The following is a 16,949-nucleotide window of genomic DNA, read 5'->3' as shown; positions in this document are numbered from 1 at the left end:
ATTAAGCCATTCGCGATTTATTGAAGGCCATCGATTATCGTGCTGCGTTGTCGACCCAAACACTGACACTTCCGCCTCCGACTGGGAATGCCGCTCGCCCATCCTCGCCGATGACGATTTCGCCCTGATGATGGCCGAGGATATCAACATAGGTTTTACCCGCGTTGCCTCCGCCAAGATCGGCAAACTTCTCTCCGCCTTCGCCGTTCGACATCACGACTACGCAACCGGGCGCGTCGGCCGTGCCATGACGGATAAAACCAACCAAATGCGGATCATCGAACAAATCGGTTTGCGAGCCATGGGCGAAGCGCTGTCTTGCATTGACAAGCATTGGCAGGCATCCAATGGCCGGCATTTCGATTGATAGATGTTCCCCATCCTTCTCGTCCGTATAACTCGCGCCGTAGAGGTCGGGGTAAAACACGCACGGAACGCCATGCTCGCGCAGAAGGATCAGCGCGTAGGCCAACGGTTTGAACCAGGGATCGACGGCCGCTTCGAGGGATTGCAGGGGCTGGGTGTCGTGGTTGTCGACGATTGTCACGGCATGGTCCGGGAGCGCCGAGACGAGGGATCCCTCGAAGATCGTTCGCATGTCAAAATCGCCACCTTGCTTCGACGCTTCATGAAAACGATGGTGGAGCGCGACGTCGAACACCGCGAGCTGATGGTCGACGAGATCGAGATAGCTCTTTAGCGTGTCCATGTCCGGATGCCAGTATTCGGCGACGACGAACAGATCTTCCTTCACGGTCTGGCGCATGTGGCCGACCCAGTCACGGAAGAACCAGGCCGGGATGTGCTTTGCGGCATCTAGGCGGAATCCATCCACGCGGACCTGCCCGGACAGCCATTGGCCCCAGTATTTGAGCTCCTCATAGACGGCCTTGTTGCGAAACTCGACGTCGGCTCCCATCAGGAAGTCGAAATTCCCGAGTTCATTATCGACCTCATCGTTCCATTCGCCGTTACCGTAGTCGTTGACCACTTTGAAGACACCGCTTTCGTCCGGGTTTTCGATGACATCGACACCGCTGAAGCATTTGTGGTCCCAAACGAATTTCGAATGCGCTCCGCCACGGCCCGGGAAGGTGAAGCGGGTATAGGCAAATGCTTCAAACGCATCGTCGTCGATCTGCGTACGGTCGTCCGGGTTAACCCGACGCACACGGACAGCCTCTTTCTCGTCAGCGCCCATCTTGTGATTGAACACCACGTCGTGGATGACACCGATGTTGCTTTCGTTCAGCACCCGACAGGCATGTTCGAGTGCAGCCCTGTCTCCATATTTGGTCGCAACCGTTCCCTTCTGGTCGAATTCGCCGAGATCGAACAGATCATAGGTGTCATAACCGACGGAAAACCCGCCGGCAGCGCCCTTGTAGGCTGGGGGAAGCCAGACGTCCGTGATCCCCATCGATGCCAAACACTCGGCCTTTTCGGTGACTTCCTTCCAAAGTCCACCTCCATCTTGCGTGTACCAATGGAAGAACTGGAGCAGAGTGCGACCGGCCACGTTGTCCTCGTGAGAAGTTGAAATTGCGGATTGACGGAAATTGGATATCGATCGAAAAAAGCCCGCCGAAAGGCGGGCTCTGTGCATTCAGTTCGGCGTGATGTCAGGCGCGATCAACGACGTTCTTGACGGCTTCCTTGGCATTACCCTTGGCCTGCTGCAGATCGCCTTTTGCTTCCTGCGCACGGCCTTTGGCAGCCATCTCATGATCGTCGATGGCTTCGCCCACGGAGGCGCGTGCCTTGCCCGCGAGTTCGTTGGCCTTGCCTGCGATCTTGTCCGACGTGCTTCCCATTGCAAAACTCCTTTAGAGCTGAATTTTAACGATCGGATAATGCGCGGTGCAGATAATTGTTCCGGCTTCTGATATCGTTCTTGCCGCGATCCTAAGGTAGCCTCTTCCTCAAAGCTAAGCCTTTGTCGCGCCGGAAAGCCCAAGGATGCTCATGCAGTATTCGCGCGACATTCGGATCCGCACGGAGGGATCAACGCGGTGCTGATACAGCAAGTCGATCGTTACTACGCTCAGCCGCTTGGAGCGTGGCGCCCGTGGCGGTGGATGCGATGCGCGCTCCGATCGCAGTCTGGATTCTGAACCCAAACTTGGGGGCAATGTTGGCCTGGTCGCGGATCGTTCCAAGCGTTCTTGCGCTAAAATCTCATTGCTAACGAGCCGGAGGCCTCCGCAGTGTCGAAAAAAGGTCAGCCCGCGCTCATGCAGACTAGGTATTTCCTGGATCGCCTCCTGCTCTTTCGGAGACGTGGTCTGAGCAAGCTTGGCTCGGCGGATGTTGACAAAGAGCTCGCTTCGCCGGACGTGGTGACGAGTTCAATCGCGTCGGGCCGAACTCAGCGATAATCCGAAGTTCTTGCTGTCCGGACGCAATGTCGCTGCCTGGACCTCGATAACAATACGCTGAAGATCAAGGCGCTGCTTCTGCATCAGTCACAGAGGTCGGTCTGACCTGACGGCACCAAACGACTAACACCGCGCGAAGCTCGCCAAGTCATCTTTAATCGCAACCGCCGATTGGTCCGCACGTTGATTTCAGACGATCATTAAAGGAACGCGTTATGCCGTTGGTGAGGTCACATCGTCTCACTAAAGCGGGATGAGACGTCTTAAAATGAGGTCGGGCAACTGCGCCGGTTGCGGCCTTCCACTGGGCAATCGCGCAGATCCGTTGAACATGTGTCGTCAAGGCGGAGCGTTTGTGTTGCGTCGGCGCGAAGATGCGCATCACTTGCTTCCGTTATGGGAACAGCACATGTGAATTACCCGCGCGATCGTTCAGGCCCTCAAGCGACCATGTCCAACGGGCGCATGACATTCCGCTTCGCCGCGCTGTTTGATGATAGCGCTCCGAGCGTCAAAGAGACGATAGAGACAGAAGCCTAATAAATAAAAAGGGGCGCCGTGGCGCCCCTTCTTTTATTTTGCCGACGAACTTTTTTTGTGCGCAGCATCTGAATGCTCATGGGCTGATTGCGAGTGCGCGTGTGCAGTCTTTGAATGTTCACGCCCTTTCTCGTGATCGCCTTTGCCGTGATGCTCGGCGGCACTGCGATGCGATTTAGCAGCATTTTCATGATGCTCGGCGGCTTTCGTATGCGACTCTTTGGGCATTTTCCTCACCGTTCGTTTTGTTAGACTTAACTAAAGTCCAACTTCGGGTGCCATGTTTTGTTCCTGCCGTATTTTCTTGGACCCGTCGATGGCGTGGAAACGGACAGACCGCCTTCAGTGAATGATGTCGAGCCGTATTGGTGCGATCATCAAGATGGTGACTCCGCGGGGTCAGCGCCACTGGTCTCGCCTTCTGAAACAAGCCCACAAGCTCCAGTGCGCAGCTCTGCGATATTTCCGCTCTGCGCTGGCTTTTGTAACAACAGCCGTGAGAGGTCACAGGAGCTTATCGAGTGTAATGGGTAGGTCGCGCACTCGCTTTCCAGTGGCATTGTAAATCGCGTTGGCGATTGCTGCGCCTGTTCCGGTAATGCCGATCTCACCGATCCCATGAGCGCCCATTGGGGCATGCGGATCGGGAATATCTGTCCAAATGACATCGATCTCCGGGACATCCATGTGCACTGGAACATGATACTCGGCGAGGCTGGGATTCATGATCCGTCCTTTACGCTCGTCAAACTGTGTGTCCTCCATGAGCGCGAGGCCAAGTCCCATAATGATGCCACCTCGAAACTGGCTTGTCGCTGTTTTTGGATTAAGGATACGGCCGCAGTCGAACGAGCCGAGGAAACGCGAGACACGCGGCTCGCCGGTGACCTTGTTGACTCTTACCTCGCAGAACATGGCGCTGTGGCTATGCATTGACCAGTGCATCGTTTCAACGGGCTGCGGCGGCTGGGCTTCGACCACCACCTTGTCGCGCCGGGCGCGACTTAGGAGCGACTGATAGGTTTCGTGGCGCTCGGGATCGTCGAGTTTGCAGAGCCCGCCATTTTGACTACCAACCTCTTCAGCTTTCAATCCGGCGAGCGGAGAATCGTTGCCGGCAAGCCGCAGAAGCTCCTTTATCAGCTTGTTATGGGCAGCGATCACTGAAGCGCCGATCGCGGCGGTCTGCTGCGAACCACCTGCCATGACGACACCTGGTAGGGTGGAGTCGCCATAATTGAAAGAGATATCTTCCATTGGCAAACCCAGTCGGTCGGCGGCAACCTGGGTCTGAACGGTTGCGCTTCCCATGCCCATCTCGTGAAAGGCGATATCGACCGTCGCCTTTCCATCGCGGCTCAGCGTGATCCGCGCCGCTCCGCCCGGCATCCGATAGTAAGGGTAGGTGCCGGTGGCGCAGCCCATGCCGATCAACCATTCGCCGTCGGTCACGCTGTGCGGCGTTGGATTGCGTAAACTCCAGCCGAATTTCTCGGCACCTGCTCTATAAGCCTCGACGATGTTGCGCGACGAAAACGGCAGGCCGGAGATCGGATCCTTATCCGGCTCGTTACGGATGCGAAGCTCGATCGGATCGACGCCGATCCTTTCCGCCAGCTCGTCAATGGCGCATTCGAGCGCGAATGTGCCGACAGCCTCGCCAGGCGCACGCATGAAGGTATTACCGAGCATGTCCAGCTCGACCTTTTGCACGTCGAGGAGCACATTCTTCGCTGCATAGGCGCTGCGTGTAGGTAGGATGAACGGCTCGGGCATGGCGTTGTGCGGTGTCTTGATCGTTACGCCCTCGTGAATCAACGCAGTGAGCCTGCCATCTGCATCCGCGCCGAGGGCAACCCGTTGCTCAGTCGGTGAACGGCCGCCGACAAGGCGGAACACGCCTTCGCGTGACAGAACGATACGCACCGGTCGACGGGCGAGTTTCGCGCCTGCGGCCGCAATTATATGATGCTGCCACATTGACTTGCTGCCAAATCCGCCGCCGACGAAGGGCGAAGTGACGACCACCTGCTTTTCGTCGATGCTGAAGACCTGAGCCATCGACCATGCAGTATGGGCGACGAGTTGCTGGGCATCGTGCATCCGCAGCGTATCGCCCTGCCAGGTGACGGTCAGACCGTGAAGCTCGATCGGGTTATGATTGTGCCTTGGCGTCGTGTAGGTCGCGTCCACACTAAACGCTGCATCCTGTAGCGCTTTTTCCGCATCGCCTACCTCGTTGTGCAGCGGCTGACCCATGAATTCGGCAGTCCTGGTACCTTGCTCCCGCGCCTTTGAGAATTTGATCATCGCCTGATCTGTCACATAGGTAACGCGGATCAGCGATTTGGCGTGATCGGCCTGCTCCTGCGTTTCAGCGAGAACCAGGGCGATCGGCTGACCATTCCAGTAGATGCGATCATCCTGCATGACCGGCAGGCCATCGCCGCCGGCAGCTTTCTCCGCCGTCAGGAACAGCGGAGGGGGCTGCAGCTTCGGAGCGTTTCTGTAGGTCATGACGAGCACGACACCGGGTGCCTGTTCCGCATCCGTCGTATCGAGCGTAGAAATGCGCCCTTTGGCAATCGTGCCGTAGGCAAGGGCGGCATAGACCATGCCCTCAATCGGAAATTCTGCAGCAAACGGTGCTCTGCCCGTAACTTTTAGCGGTCCGTCGATGCGCGACACCGGTTGTCCGACATGGCCGTGCCGTTCACGGATGAGTGGGTCCGGCTCACCGCCTGGGATCCAGCTATCCGGCGCCATGGCGATCGCCTTTGCCATGCCCGCCTGGAAAAGCCCCTGGGCCGTCCGTTTCGCGTCTTGAAGAATGCTCATGCCGCACCTCCGGTAAGGTCTGTCAACACCGATACGATGGTACGCTTTGCGAGTTCGACCTTGAACGCGTTGCCTTCGAAGGTTCTCGCATCGGCAAGCTCCGCCTCTGCTGCGACGCGAAAGTTCGCCTCGCTCGCGGATTTGCCGCGTAGCATGGCTTCCGCCTTCTCCGCCCGCCATGGCTTGTGCGCCACGCCGCCAAGTGCAATGCGGATCGCGCGCACCTGACCATCTTCGATATCGAGCGTTGCGCAAACGGACACGAGCGCGAAAGCGTAGCTCGCGCGGTCGCGCACCTTACGATAGGTCGAGTGTGCCGAAATGCTGGCGGCCGGCAGCTCGATCGCGGTGATCAGATCACCTGGCTGCAATGTGGTTTCGATATCCGGCCTGTCGCCGGGGAGCCTATGAAAATCCTTCATTGCGACGCTCCGCGAACCACCACCTCCCTCCACATGCACGATGGCATCAAGGGCGGTCAGTGCCACGCACATGTCTGACGGATGGACGGCGATACAGGCATCCGATGCACCAAGGATGGCATGGCTGCGATTGAAGCCCCTCAGCGCGTCGCAGCCGTCACCGGGCGTCCGCTTGTTACAATGTGATCCCTCGTCGTCGTAGAAATAGATGCAACGGCATCGCTGCATCAGATTGCCGCCAACGGTCGCCATATTGCGGATCTGTGCCGATGCGCCGGCAACGATGGCGCGGGTCAGCGCAGGGTAGCGCGTGCGGATGAGCGCGTTTTCCGCTACAGCGGTGTTGCGCGTCGCTGCACCGATCATCAAGTCCCCCGCCGTGGTTTCGGTGATAGCGGCCGACAGTCCGGTAACGTCGACGAGGCCTGTCGGTCGCTCGATCGTCTCGCGCATGAGATCGACGAGATTGGTGCCACCGCCGAGGAACTTTGTGCCGCTGACGGCGCCCTTGGCGACGGCATCTCGAACATCCGATGCCCGGGAATAGCTAAAGGGGATCATTCGGCGGCCTCCTTCAGTGTCTCGCCGATCGCATCGATGATGCCGTTATAGGCACCGCATCGACAGAGATTACCGCTCATGCGTTCGCGCACCTCGTCATGGCTGAAATCGATCACAAATGAGCTTAGATCCGAGGTAACGAAGCTCGGAACGCCGCGGCGTACTTCACCGACCATCGCGACGGCCGAACAGATCTGGCCGGGCGTGCAGTAGCCGCATTGGAAGCCGTCATGCTCTACAAACGCCCGCTGCAACGGATGAAGTGCTTCTGGCTCGCCAAGCCCTTCGATCGTCGTCACGGAACGGCCGTCGAACTGGACGGCGAGCGCTAGGCACGACAGGATGCGTTCGCCATCGACAAGAACGGTGCAGGCGCCGCAAGCGCCTTGGTTGCAGCCTTTTTTCGTGCCGTGAAGATGAAGATGGTCACGGAGCAAATCCAGCAGCGAAACCCGAGGATCATCGGGAATCGAGGCTGATTTACCATTGATGGAAATTGTCATGCGTCTCTCCCGGTGCTGATTTGCAAGGCCAAGCAAGACAGTGAAACGCTGCCGCGGTCTCAATGTTTCGTCACATCTTAAGTCACGGACATCTGCCAACGGCAGCAGACCTTAAACGACCATGGCGCCAGACACACGGTTGGGATCCGCTTGTTTAGACCTGCCAATTCGCTACGCGGATGAGGCCGTCAAAAATGGGCTCGCTTTAGAACGTTCTTTTTCTTCATTCTTCAGGCGCGTGTGTCCAACAAGCCCTCGATCGAAAAATGGTGACAAATACCGGTCTTGGCACGCTTCATGTCCCGCGCTCGGCGATCTGGCTCAGTGCCAGCCTTAGGCGGGAGGCAAAAAGCGTGACATCGCTTATCGATGCGTGTCGCCGCGTCGACGCCTGAGCAACGCTTAAATGCTAACCCGATATCGCATCTTTGTAAGTGCAGCTCCATTGACCGCTATGGCTTTTGGCGTCCTGGCCGCAGCCAGCTTGGCCCAAATCGCACGAACTATCACCTGCACGCATCCCGCGTGCGAAGGTTTTGATTGTAGGGGAATTTAAGCTGTAGGCGTTTTCGACCCCACCCTTCTCAAATTCCCACTCGTAAAGCGGAAGCGGCCCGCGAACCGGGCCGTGGGCGAAGTAACGGTTCGAAGCTACCGCCGCTCAGTCGCGGCGATAACCCTGCGACTGGCTCTGATCGGAACCTGTCTGCGACTGCGACAGACCGTTGCGATCGTCGTCGATTTCGACTTCGGTCTTGCTGACGCTGTCGTTGATCGTTTCCGTGCGTTCGGACGCATTCTTGCGAATGCCGACCTCCTCGACGACATGTGCGTCCTTCTGAACGACAGGCTCTTCGTGATGGTCTTCGGCAGAGATCGTGCGATTCTGGAACGCGCGGTCGGCGTCGGCCAAAGGTCGGTCGACGGCACGCCGCTCGATTTCGACTTTCTCGTCACGGAGGCTGACGTCTTCGCGGACGGGCTGCTTGACGGTGTAGGCGCGTACACGAACTGAACCATTGTTGATATCGCGCTTGCCGACGCGGAGGTTTTCCTCGACAACCGGGATGGTCTGGTCGCGTGCAGCTGGCTCGAATGCATCCTCACGAGAGGCCGACGCCTGTGCGACCGCGTCGACTTCGTTGTCGAGCTTCGGCTGTTTGCGCGAGGCGTCGCCGGAGGTGACGCGGTCCGCATCACCTGAAACCGCAAGGTCTGCTTCTGCGGCAACATTGCGATCGTAGGCAGGTGTTGCAAACCCGTCGGTCGAACGGTGAGTGCTCCAGCCTTCCTGTCTCCACAGATCGGCGCGTTCGTCGATGTCGATCGAACCCTCGTCGTCGAGGATGTCATGTGCCGTTTCGTGGAGAGCGTCGCTTAGATTGGAGACCGATACCAGGAAGCCGCCGCGACGCAGGCCTTCCGCGTAGGTCGCCCGATCCTCGTCCGGAAAGAACCACTCGCCGAGTGCCGCCCAGAACCCCCGCCGATCGTCGCTGGCCACGTTGGCGGTTTCGCTGTCGGCTTCGTAGCCGGGCATGAAACGAATGTCTCGTTCGTCGACACCGGCCTCTCTCAGACGGGAGACGGCGCTTTCCGCATCCGAACGGCTGTCGAAGAAGGCGGAAAGAGTATTGTAGGTCCCCGCTGTGAGATCACGGGCGTTCTCGTTGTACAGCTCAGCCATGATATTTCTCCTTGGCTTTGTATCTTCTGATGTGCGCTCGACCGTAACGCGCTGCTGCCGCAGCTCGGTCTCCACGCGTTGGGGCTGGATGGTGCTCCTGCGACGTAGTCGGATCTCCGCCACCAGAACGAGCTTCTTCTGGACGACGAGACGTTCTTCGATTACTGGAACGATGGTCGTGTCCCCGTCGACGCGGACTTTCGGGACTTCGTCGACGGTGCGATTGAGCCGAACCCGTTCCACATCGACATCGTCACGCTGAAGGTTCACCGTCGTCAACACCGGGACGATGTCGGTTGCCGTCGCCAAGACGACGCGACCGTCCGAGATCGACTTCTTACTGACGTGGATCCGTTCTTCGACCCGTTCGAGTTTTCTTTCGTCTTCATGCATGGGGCTCACCTTCCGACAGTCAAACGAACCCGATTCCGGATGGTTCCCCCGCTTTCCGAAAGATTGGGTTTACGGTTGCGCCAAGTTTGTGGCGGTTCACCGTGGCGAGCTCCTCATCTTTAGTCGGGGACCAATCACTCCTCGCGAGCCCGAACGGTTTCAGGCGACAGACTTGAGGGTCAAAGAGACCATCGGAACTCTCATCGAGATGGAGCTATTCCCGAAAGCCTCGCTGTCGGGCGGGATGCATTTCAATGGATTAGCCCGGGTAAACGCCTCCCGGCCGGTTTCTTGCTCGAATGCGACAGCAAGATCGACATTATTTCTCTGTCTCTTGCGTTAAGTTCGCGTTGCAGAACGTGTGTGCTCCAAAAGCAACACTCGATGGGAAGGTATAGCCAAATGGCGAGATTTAGCTGCCTTATTTCCGTTGTGCAGAAAATCGCACTCTATTTCATTTTCGTGAGATACCGATTTTCAAAAAGCCCGCCGGGCTAGCTTCAGGATATCAAAATGAATAGGCTTTTGTTCGCCGCCCTTATTTCCACGTCACTTGTTTCAGCGGCCTCCGCCGCTGATATGGTCGCTCCGATGACACCACCCTCGGCTTCCGACAATGGAATGGGCTTCTACATCGGTTCGCTGAGTTCGGTGAACTTCCTCAAGCACACGAACTTCGATATTGCTGGTGTTAACGTCAACACGAAGTACGATACAGGCTACTACAGCGCCATCCGGGCTGGCTACAACTTCGGCTCCTACGGCTACGTCGCGCCGCGCGTCGAACTTGAAGTCGGTTACGGCAGCGCTTCCGTTGACGAACATCGAGTAAGCGGCTTTGGCGGCGTGGGAAGCATTGACTCGTATGGCGACGTCAATACCATCCAGGGTTTCCTTAATGGCTACCTAGATATTCCGCTTGCCCCTAATGGCGAAACCGGCGTCCTATCGGTCTTCACACCCTATGTCGGCGGCGGCATTGGCGCGATGAACGTGAAGCTCCGCAAGCAGGGTATCGGCGGGGTTGGCACACTGATCAATGACAACGATACTGCTTTTGCTTATCATCTGGACGCTGGCGTTGGCATCAACCTGCAGAGTGTTTTCTCCGGTTCCTCAATCTTCGAGAAGACCACTCTCGATATCGGCTACCGCTTTACTGCGGCTGACAGTTTGAAGTTTACGGCGCGCGACGGTTCTTCGTCGAACACCGACTTTAGTAGCAATGCGGTCACCATCGGCCTGCGCAAGCAATTTTGATCGGTATACTCTGATCGCTCGCTCCCGATCTCTGATCGGGAGCGCCCCTTCAGCCTGCAGACGGCTTTGATTATTTTGACCAAGGCCAAAGGGTTTGAGTTGCCGCCTTCATCGCGGAAGATCGGTGGCTACCATGCGTTATGACGCAATCTATCACGATGCTCGGGCGCTTCTTGGACTCGATCGAGACGGCAATCCTTCGTGTCGCTAGCCGTTCTTCCGATGCGGACAAATTTTCGCAAGTATCCAGATTGGCAAGGTCCGGACAAGTCCGGTCTAGCGTCTCCCTGAATCTTCTTCAGTGCGTTATCGTTGCACGCCGCTCTCGTCATGGCGTCCATTGTCGACCGCTGAGATTTGGCATGTTCGCAAGTCGAAACGCGTTGCTTTACCCATTGCTTCGAGTGCGAGACCTGCCAGGTTGAAATAACGGCTGGTCGATCACAACTCTTTATTTAGCAAATTTGCGGAAACCCTTTTAAAAAGCAGGCAATTCTAAACCAGTGAGCGTTATATCGTCTTGCGGTACGAGGAGGTGCGTCATGCTAGTCGGTGTTCAAAACATTATTCTCAGGATGGTTGCTCAAGGAGAGGGCCTCGAGGAGACCCTGACAAAGCTCTGCGGCGAGGTTGAGCGACTTTTGCCAGGCAGTCGCGCATCGATCCTCACTCTCGACAGACATGGGAAGCTCCATACGTGCGCGGCGCCAAGTATCCCGCAAAGTTACTCCGAGGCTCTCGATGGGCTACCGATCGGTCCCATGGCGGGCTCGTGCGGGGCAGCAGCATTTTTCAAAGAAGTGATCACAGTTGCCGATATTGAAACTGATCCTCGTTGGTCCTCCTTCAAAGCACTTGCCTTGCCAATCGGTCTGAAGGCGTGTTTCTCAACGCCCGTTTTCGGGAGTAATGGTGCTGTCCTTGGTACTTTCGCGCTCTATTTTTCTGAACCGCGGCCGCCGACGCCATTTGAACAAAGCATCGTTGAAGGGTGCTTGCCGCTCTGCTTGATTGCGCTTGAGCGAAATGAGCGCTTGCTTGAACATCGGCGCCTTGCGTTCACCGACGTTCTCACGAGCCTTCCAAATAGAGCAAAATTTAATGAAGTTCTCTCAGCGCAGCTCGAGAACAAAGCATTGTCGCTCCTACTGTTAGACATCGATAATCTCAAGGTCGTCAACGACACTTTTGGTCACGCTGCCGGCGATGAATTGATCGCAACGGTGGCCGCAAGGCTAGCAGCTGTCATCGAATCTCCTAACGCTTATCGTTTGGGTGGAGACGAATTTGCAGTCCTCCTCGACAATGCTGATCGGCCCACTATCGAGCGCCTGATCGGACAGATCATCGATGCGATCAGTCAGCCGGTCATTTGTGAAGGCCACTCTTTAATTTGCACCGTAACCGCCGGAATAGCGATCACCGACGGGTCGACTTATATGGACGCTATCAGACGAAACGCCGATATCGCCCTTTATCACGCCAAGGAAACGAACCGAGGCGGTCTCGTCATATATGATGACTCCATCTCAACCGCTATTTCCAAACGATTGGATGCGATTCAGCAAGTTGCCAACGCTCTTAAAGAGAACCGTCTGGAGGCATGGTATCAACCGATCGTGCGTCTCGATACCGAGGAAATCATCGGTGTGGAGGCGTTGGCGCGTATTCGATCGCATGATGGCGCCATCATCGCAGCCGGCGAGTTTCATGAAGCGACCAAGGATGCGCAGGTTGCGGCTGCCTTAACCCGGCGAATGATCGCATGTATTGCGCGCGATGTGGGGACTTGGCTCAAGCGCGGCGTTCCGTTTCAACATGTCGGCATCAATCTGTCTGCGGCTGATTTCACATGCAGCGATATTCCGGAAAGCTTGATTGCCGCATTCGAGCGAGAAAACGTACCCCTTCATCATGCCATACTCGAGGTGACCGAATCCGTATATCTGGGCGAGCGGAACCATCGCGCGGCGGCAAAGATCGCCTCGTTGCGGCGCGCCGGCTTGAAAGTTGCCCTCGACGATTTTGGAACGGGATTTGCCTCGCTGACCCATCTGATTAGCGTACCTGTGGATGTGATCAAGATCGATAAGTGCTTTGTCGATCGCCTGGGACCTGGCGATGTCGGGACGGGGATCGTTGAAGGAATCCTTCACATCGCAAAACGTCTCGGTATTCGGGTGGTCGCCGAGGGGATCGAAACTCGACACCAGGCACAAAGTCTTCTCAAGAGAGGTTGCATTCTCGGCCAAGGTTACCTTTACGCAAAGCCTGCCCCGCCCGACAAAGTTTTGGAAATGCTTCTGGAGCAAGCGCAGCGCGGTGCGGAGAGGCCGCAATCATCCAGCCAATATCGTGCGGGGTAACGTGCTCGTTCGGTCATCTCGGCGCTGAGGATCAGCTCATTCAACGTCCTTCCGCAACAACAATGAATGCGTGGAACGCGATCAAGACTGCGGCGAAGTCGGATTTGCGGCTCTCGAAAGGCTGGTCCGCCTTTGTTCATGAGCGCCACGCCAAAATAGAGTTCACTTGGTCCGATAGCGTACCCGCTTGCTAATTGAGGAACGTCGGCTCAGATTCATCGTTATCCTGGCGAGACCGCTGGCGTGTCAACTGGACGCGACAGAGATGGTGAACATGGTGATTTTTCCAGTTTCTTGCCATGGCCAACGAAAAGGCAGCCGAGCGCCCCACCTGTCCGCAGCGGTCTCGTCATTCGCATCGCCGGGTGTTTCAGTATGGTGGTCGAGCGCCACGGTCAGAGAGACTTTGATTCAAAGCAGAGCGGCAACCGTCGCGATCAGTTTCTTTTCGTCGTAAGGCTTGTCCAAAACGGCGTTGAATGCGTCGGGATGGGCACGACCGATACTTCCCTGAGCCCCACTGACGAGAATGATCGGGATGTGTGCAATCGCAGCATCGCCCCGTATCGCTTGTGCCAGCTCGAGACCCGTCATAAGTGGCATCATGAAATCCGTGATGACGAGCGCAGGCCGCTTTTCCTGCACCAGCGCCAGCGCGGCTCGGCCATGCGGAGCGGACTCTACTTCATAGCCGGCATCCTCGAGCATCATCGCCAGCACGTCGGCGATCAAAAACTCGTCTTCGGCTATAACGATCAAGGGCATCGGGTGCGGCTCATGCTTGTTCTGTCAAATCACGCTCTAGCGGGTTGTTGGCATCGCCAAGCCGGTCGCGGCCCCGGTGACGGCCTCCAAGGGAGTGGTAATAGTCATTCCGTCAGGTCCAAACCCAACCTCGTGGATAACGGGTTCGTAAGCACTGTCGCGCACCTTCAGCACGGAGATCGTGCGTTTGTAGCGAGAGGCAATTTCTACATGTCGCAGCATCACAAGATTATCCAGGAGACTCGAGATTTCTGACCCCGGCGCTGTGACTGTCGGCCCGAAAAGGTCCTGGAGTTCCCACGTTGCAAGTGCAGTAACGCCCAAGGCCCGAAGTTCGTTCGTAAGGGCTGCAAAAAATTCGACGAGACGCGGTTGATAGACGGCAGCCCGTTCAAAACCTCCCAAACCGTCAATCAGCAGGCGCTTGACCCCTCGGGCGCGGACCTCGTCGAGAAGCCGGTGGCCTAACTTATCAAGAAGATTCTCCGTCATCGGATTCCAGATCACCCTCAGTGCGCCAGAATTCAACGGTGTGTCCAGATCAACCCCCAATGCTCGCGCCTTTCCCTTCAGCCGGGCAGGGGTCTCGTAGAAGCCGAAATGCAAGGCTGGTTCCTGTTCGCTCGCAAGGCTTAGGAAGTTCAGGCCGAGCGATGTCTTTCCGCAGCCGGAGGGGCCGAAAATCAGGCTGACTGAGTGTGCTGGTAATCCACCGCCAAGCAGACGGTCGAATCCCGCGGTTCCCGTTGCTACAGGTGTCGCTGCGCGGTGTTCTTCCTCGACGGTTGCCGACGCAAGGGCGGCCTCCATGCGCGGATAGATGATAAATCCCCGCGAGGTGATCTCGAACTGGTGGTAGCCGCCCAGAGCCGCGCTTCCCCTCGATTTTTTGACCTGGAGCCGGCGGACAGCGCGGACACCGACAAGCTCGTCGTGAAGCTCGACGACACCATCCACCATCGTGTGCTCAGGACTGTCTTCCGCAACGCGCGTACTGGTAAGGAAAAGCACTGTGCAGCCGACGAAAGCGGCTTGGCTTTGGACTTCGGCTACGAAGGTCTTGACGTCGAGGGTGCTGTCGCCGCGATCGCTGGCATTCAAAAGACCGTCGAACACAAGCAGCGTGGCGCCGCGCCGGATAGTTTCCTCGCGAATAAGGCGAACGACCGCCGAGAGCCCTTCGTCGCGGAGGGTCTGAAATACACTGACGTACGATATATTAGTCCCGAGCTGCGAGCGGTCGAAAAACTCTAATGTGCCCAGTGACTGAAACAGCCGGTCGTGGGTTTCCGCCAGCAACGTGACGTATAATACCTTGCCGCCTCGCGCGAGATTTGCAAAGGCAACCTGATTGGAGAAGATCGTCTTCCCGGCGCCCGGCTGGCCCTGGATAATGTAGGAAGCGCCCTCGACAAGGCCGCCTCCGAGAACGGTGTCCATGCCAGGAATACCGGTTAACAGTCTTGGAAGTTTTTGCATTGCTTTGATGTCCAAACAGGTAGCGTCGCACGCAACGACCGCCCTAGCACAATTTCGCGATAGGCCATACAAGGGACTTTATCTTTGAACCGGAAAAGTTATCTTTTCATCGAACCTCGTCCAGAGGTTATCGTTCAAGTTCTTTTTGAGCTTTCTTAGGGCACGTGAACGCCAATGACTAAGTTTGTAAAACGTCACGACGGCAATTTGCCAAGTGAACGCCTTCGGCAACGCGGGGTCGGACAGAAAGCAGCACAGCCCGTTCATGATGCTGCTGCCCTTCTCGCCGCTATCGTTGAATCGTCCGATGATGCGATTGTCAGCAAGTCGCTTCTGGGCATTATCACGACCTGGAATCGAGGCGCCGAGCGTCTGTTTGGCTACACCGCCGAAGAGGCGGTAGGGCAACCTATTACTATGCTTATTCCTGAGGACAGGTTGCAGGAAGAGCCTGCAATTTTGGCGCGCATTCAGGCCGGTGAACCTGTCGATCATTTCGAAACAATACGACGGCGAAAAGATGGTAGCCTCCTCGACATCTCGTTGACGATTTCACCGATACGGAGCAGCGACGGCGCGATCATTGGCGCATCGAAGATTGCGAGAGACATATCCGAGAGGAAGCGAGCGGCTGAGCATCAAGAATTGTTGCTCCGCGAAATGCATCACCGCGTCAAGAACCTGTTTGCCGTAACAGGCAGCATCATCACGCTGGCAGCGCGCACCGCGCAGACGCCGGGCGATCTCGCCTCGGCGATGATGGATCGTCTCGTTGCGCTTTCGCAAGCCCACGAGATGACATTGCCGAGCTTTTCCGGGGGCGAAGCTTTCCAGGAGAAGTCGACATCGCTGTTTCGGCTTCTGTCGGCACTCCTTTCGCCATACGAGGAGCATGGCGCCGGACGATGGCATTTGCACGGTGAAGACATTTCTGTCAGTGCCGAAAGGGTGACAAGACTTGCGCTACTTTTTCACGAGTATGCCACCAACGCGGTCAAGTACGGATCTTTATCCGTGGCCGATGGCCGATTGGACATCACGGTCAGCGTCCGTAGCGACATCTGCGAAATTCAATGGCTCGAGTCCAAAAGTCATGTCTCAACCCGCCACGAGCCAGGGAAACCCGGTTTCGGGACCAAGTTAGAAGAGACGATCATTCGCTCACTCAACGCCGAAGTGTCCAGAGAGTGGCAGCCTGGGGGGCTGGTGATCAGGCTTTCGATTCCCCACGACGCGTTCACATCGGCCCGCTAAAGCTCGAATCTGATGGGGTATTGATATACGCGACATCAATGGTTTGTCGCGACTCTTTAAATGGCGTCAAGCCAACCATCGGCGCGCGAGACGCGCTTCTCGCGGTCGGCCTTGAGAGTGGGACGGCAACCGCCCTCTCATCGCCAACGCGCATGGCGTCGCATCTTCCACGTTCAGGCAGACGGATCGATCCGTGATTCTTCGATACCTATCGCGAACCACGGATCGAACGTAATTGACTCCGGTCGATGATGAATATTTGCCGCCTGAGATCAGGAAAACCTGTCTGGAGCAGTCGGGCCAAATTCACGCGACGCCTGACAAGTCGGAACGGGAGGCGCGAACTCGACAATATGATTCACGACGGACGCGGTTTTGGTTTAACAACGGAACCATCTAACGCCCTTACGGTTTAAGACCACGGTTGGCGGTCGCTAGCCTGAGATCGCCCAGGCGGAGGTGGAGATCGAGTTGCGCGTCATCGAATACATTCACACGGCTGC

Annotated in this window: 12 protein-coding genes; 3 read left to right on the top strand and 9 right to left on the bottom strand. The window is 56.8% G+C overall.

The window, feature by feature from the left end; genetic code table 11:
- Positions 1-34: 34 nt before the first annotated feature.
- The 7 genes from amyA to HGP17_RS09405 form a co-directional block, all read right to left on the bottom strand.
- Complete coding sequence (amyA, locus tag HGP17_RS09435) at positions 35-1,519, bottom strand: alpha-amylase (protein ID WP_168808279.1); 1,485 nt, start codon at positions 1,517-1,519, stop codon at positions 35-37.
- 103 nt (positions 1,520-1,622) lie between these two features.
- Positions 1,623-1,814 (bottom strand): CsbD family protein, encoded by a 192-nt coding sequence (locus tag HGP17_RS09430; RefSeq protein WP_168808277.1) that lies wholly within the window; start codon positions 1,812-1,814, stop codon positions 1,623-1,625.
- Between the two features lie 1,137 nt (positions 1,815-2,951).
- The gene (locus HGP17_RS09425; RefSeq protein ID WP_168808276.1) at positions 2,952-3,146 is read right to left on the bottom strand and encodes a hypothetical protein; all 195 of its coding nucleotides are present in this window, start codon (positions 3,144-3,146) and stop codon (positions 2,952-2,954) included.
- Positions 3,147-3,422: 276 nt separating this feature from the next.
- Positions 3,423-5,702, bottom strand: a complete 2,280-nt coding sequence (locus tag HGP17_RS09420) for a xanthine dehydrogenase family protein molybdopterin-binding subunit (RefSeq protein ID WP_246704041.1) — start codon at positions 5,700-5,702, stop codon at positions 3,423-3,425.
- Positions 5,703-5,752: 50 nt separating this feature from the next.
- A complete protein-coding gene (locus HGP17_RS09415) occupies positions 5,753-6,739 on the bottom strand; it encodes a xanthine dehydrogenase family protein subunit M (protein ID WP_168808272.1) in 987 nt (328 codons plus the stop codon).
- A complete protein-coding gene (locus HGP17_RS09410; RefSeq protein ID WP_168808270.1) occupies positions 6,736-7,242 on the bottom strand; it encodes a 2Fe-2S iron-sulfur cluster-binding protein in 507 nt (168 codons plus the stop codon). The genes HGP17_RS09415 and HGP17_RS09410 overlap by 4 nt, the downstream gene beginning before the upstream one ends.
- A 661-nt stretch (positions 7,243-7,903) precedes the next feature.
- Entirely contained in the window at positions 7,904-9,322 is a 1,419-nt protein-coding gene (locus HGP17_RS09405; protein WP_168808268.1) for a YsnF/AvaK domain-containing protein, read from the bottom strand.
- Between the two features lie 513 nt (positions 9,323-9,835).
- On the opposite strand from HGP17_RS09405, the gene HGP17_RS09400 reads away from it, so the two are divergent.
- Positions 9,836-10,582, top strand: a complete 747-nt coding sequence (locus tag HGP17_RS09400) for a porin family protein (RefSeq protein WP_168808267.1) — start codon at positions 9,836-9,838, stop codon at positions 10,580-10,582.
- A gap of 542 nt (positions 10,583-11,124) precedes the next feature.
- On the top strand, positions 11,125-12,948 hold the full coding sequence (locus HGP17_RS09395) for an EAL domain-containing protein (protein WP_168808265.1): 1,824 nt from the start codon (positions 11,125-11,127) through the stop codon (positions 12,946-12,948).
- 411 nt (positions 12,949-13,359) lie between these two features.
- Here HGP17_RS09395 and HGP17_RS09390 read toward each other — a convergent pair whose 3' ends face one another.
- Both HGP17_RS09390 and HGP17_RS09385 read right to left on the bottom strand, forming a co-directional pair.
- Positions 13,360-13,713 (bottom strand): response regulator, encoded by a 354-nt coding sequence (locus HGP17_RS09390; protein ID WP_168808263.1) that lies wholly within the window; start codon positions 13,711-13,713, stop codon positions 13,360-13,362.
- A 36-nt stretch (positions 13,714-13,749) separates the two neighbouring features.
- The gene (locus HGP17_RS09385; protein ID WP_168808261.1) at positions 13,750-15,192 is read right to left on the bottom strand and encodes an ATPase domain-containing protein; all 1,443 of its coding nucleotides are present in this window, start codon (positions 15,190-15,192) and stop codon (positions 13,750-13,752) included.
- Between the two features lie 174 nt (positions 15,193-15,366).
- Between HGP17_RS09385 and HGP17_RS09380 the strand changes: the two genes are divergently transcribed.
- Positions 15,367-16,446, top strand: a complete 1,080-nt coding sequence (locus tag HGP17_RS09380; RefSeq protein ID WP_168808259.1) for a PAS domain S-box protein — start codon at positions 15,367-15,369, stop codon at positions 16,444-16,446.
- Positions 16,447-16,949: the final 503 nt, after the last annotated feature.

Source organism: Rhizobium sp. P38BS-XIX (assembly GCF_012641435.1).
Taxonomy (GTDB): Bacteria; Pseudomonadota; Alphaproteobacteria; order Rhizobiales; family Rhizobiaceae; genus Rhizobium.
This window is presented reverse-complemented; position numbering and strand designations above follow the sequence as displayed.

Coding starts and splice junctions, on each gene's coding strand:
- HGP17_RS09430 (WP_168808277.1), bottom strand. CDS start 1,814: ATGGGAAGCACGTCGGACAAGATCGCAGGCAAGGCCAACGAACTCGCG.
- HGP17_RS09425 (WP_168808276.1), bottom strand. CDS start 3,146: ATGCCCAAAGAGTCGCATACGAAAGCCGCCGAGCATCATGAAAATGCT.
- HGP17_RS09420 (WP_246704041.1), bottom strand. CDS start 5,702: ATGGCAAAGGCGATCGCCATGGCGCCGGATAGCTGGATCCCAGGCGGT.
- HGP17_RS09415 (WP_168808272.1), bottom strand. CDS start 6,739: ATGATCCCCTTTAGCTATTCCCGGGCATCGGATGTTCGAGATGCCGTC.
- HGP17_RS09410 (WP_168808270.1), bottom strand. CDS start 7,242: ATGACAATTTCCATCAATGGTAAATCAGCCTCGATTCCCGATGATCCT.
- HGP17_RS09405 (WP_168808268.1), bottom strand. CDS start 9,322: ATGCATGAAGACGAAAGAAAACTCGAACGGGTCGAAGAACGGATCCAC.
- HGP17_RS09400 (WP_168808267.1), top strand. CDS start 9,836: ATGAATAGGCTTTTGTTCGCCGCCCTTATTTCCACGTCACTTGTTTCA.
- HGP17_RS09395 (WP_168808265.1), top strand. CDS start 11,125: ATGCTAGTCGGTGTTCAAAACATTATTCTCAGGATGGTTGCTCAAGGA.
- HGP17_RS09390 (WP_168808263.1), bottom strand. CDS start 13,713: ATGCCCTTGATCGTTATAGCCGAAGACGAGTTTTTGATCGCCGACGTG.
- HGP17_RS09385 (WP_168808261.1), bottom strand. CDS start 15,192: ATGCAAAAACTTCCAAGACTGTTAACCGGTATTCCTGGCATGGACACC.
- HGP17_RS09380 (WP_168808259.1), top strand. CDS start 15,367: ATGACTAAGTTTGTAAAACGTCACGACGGCAATTTGCCAAGTGAACGC.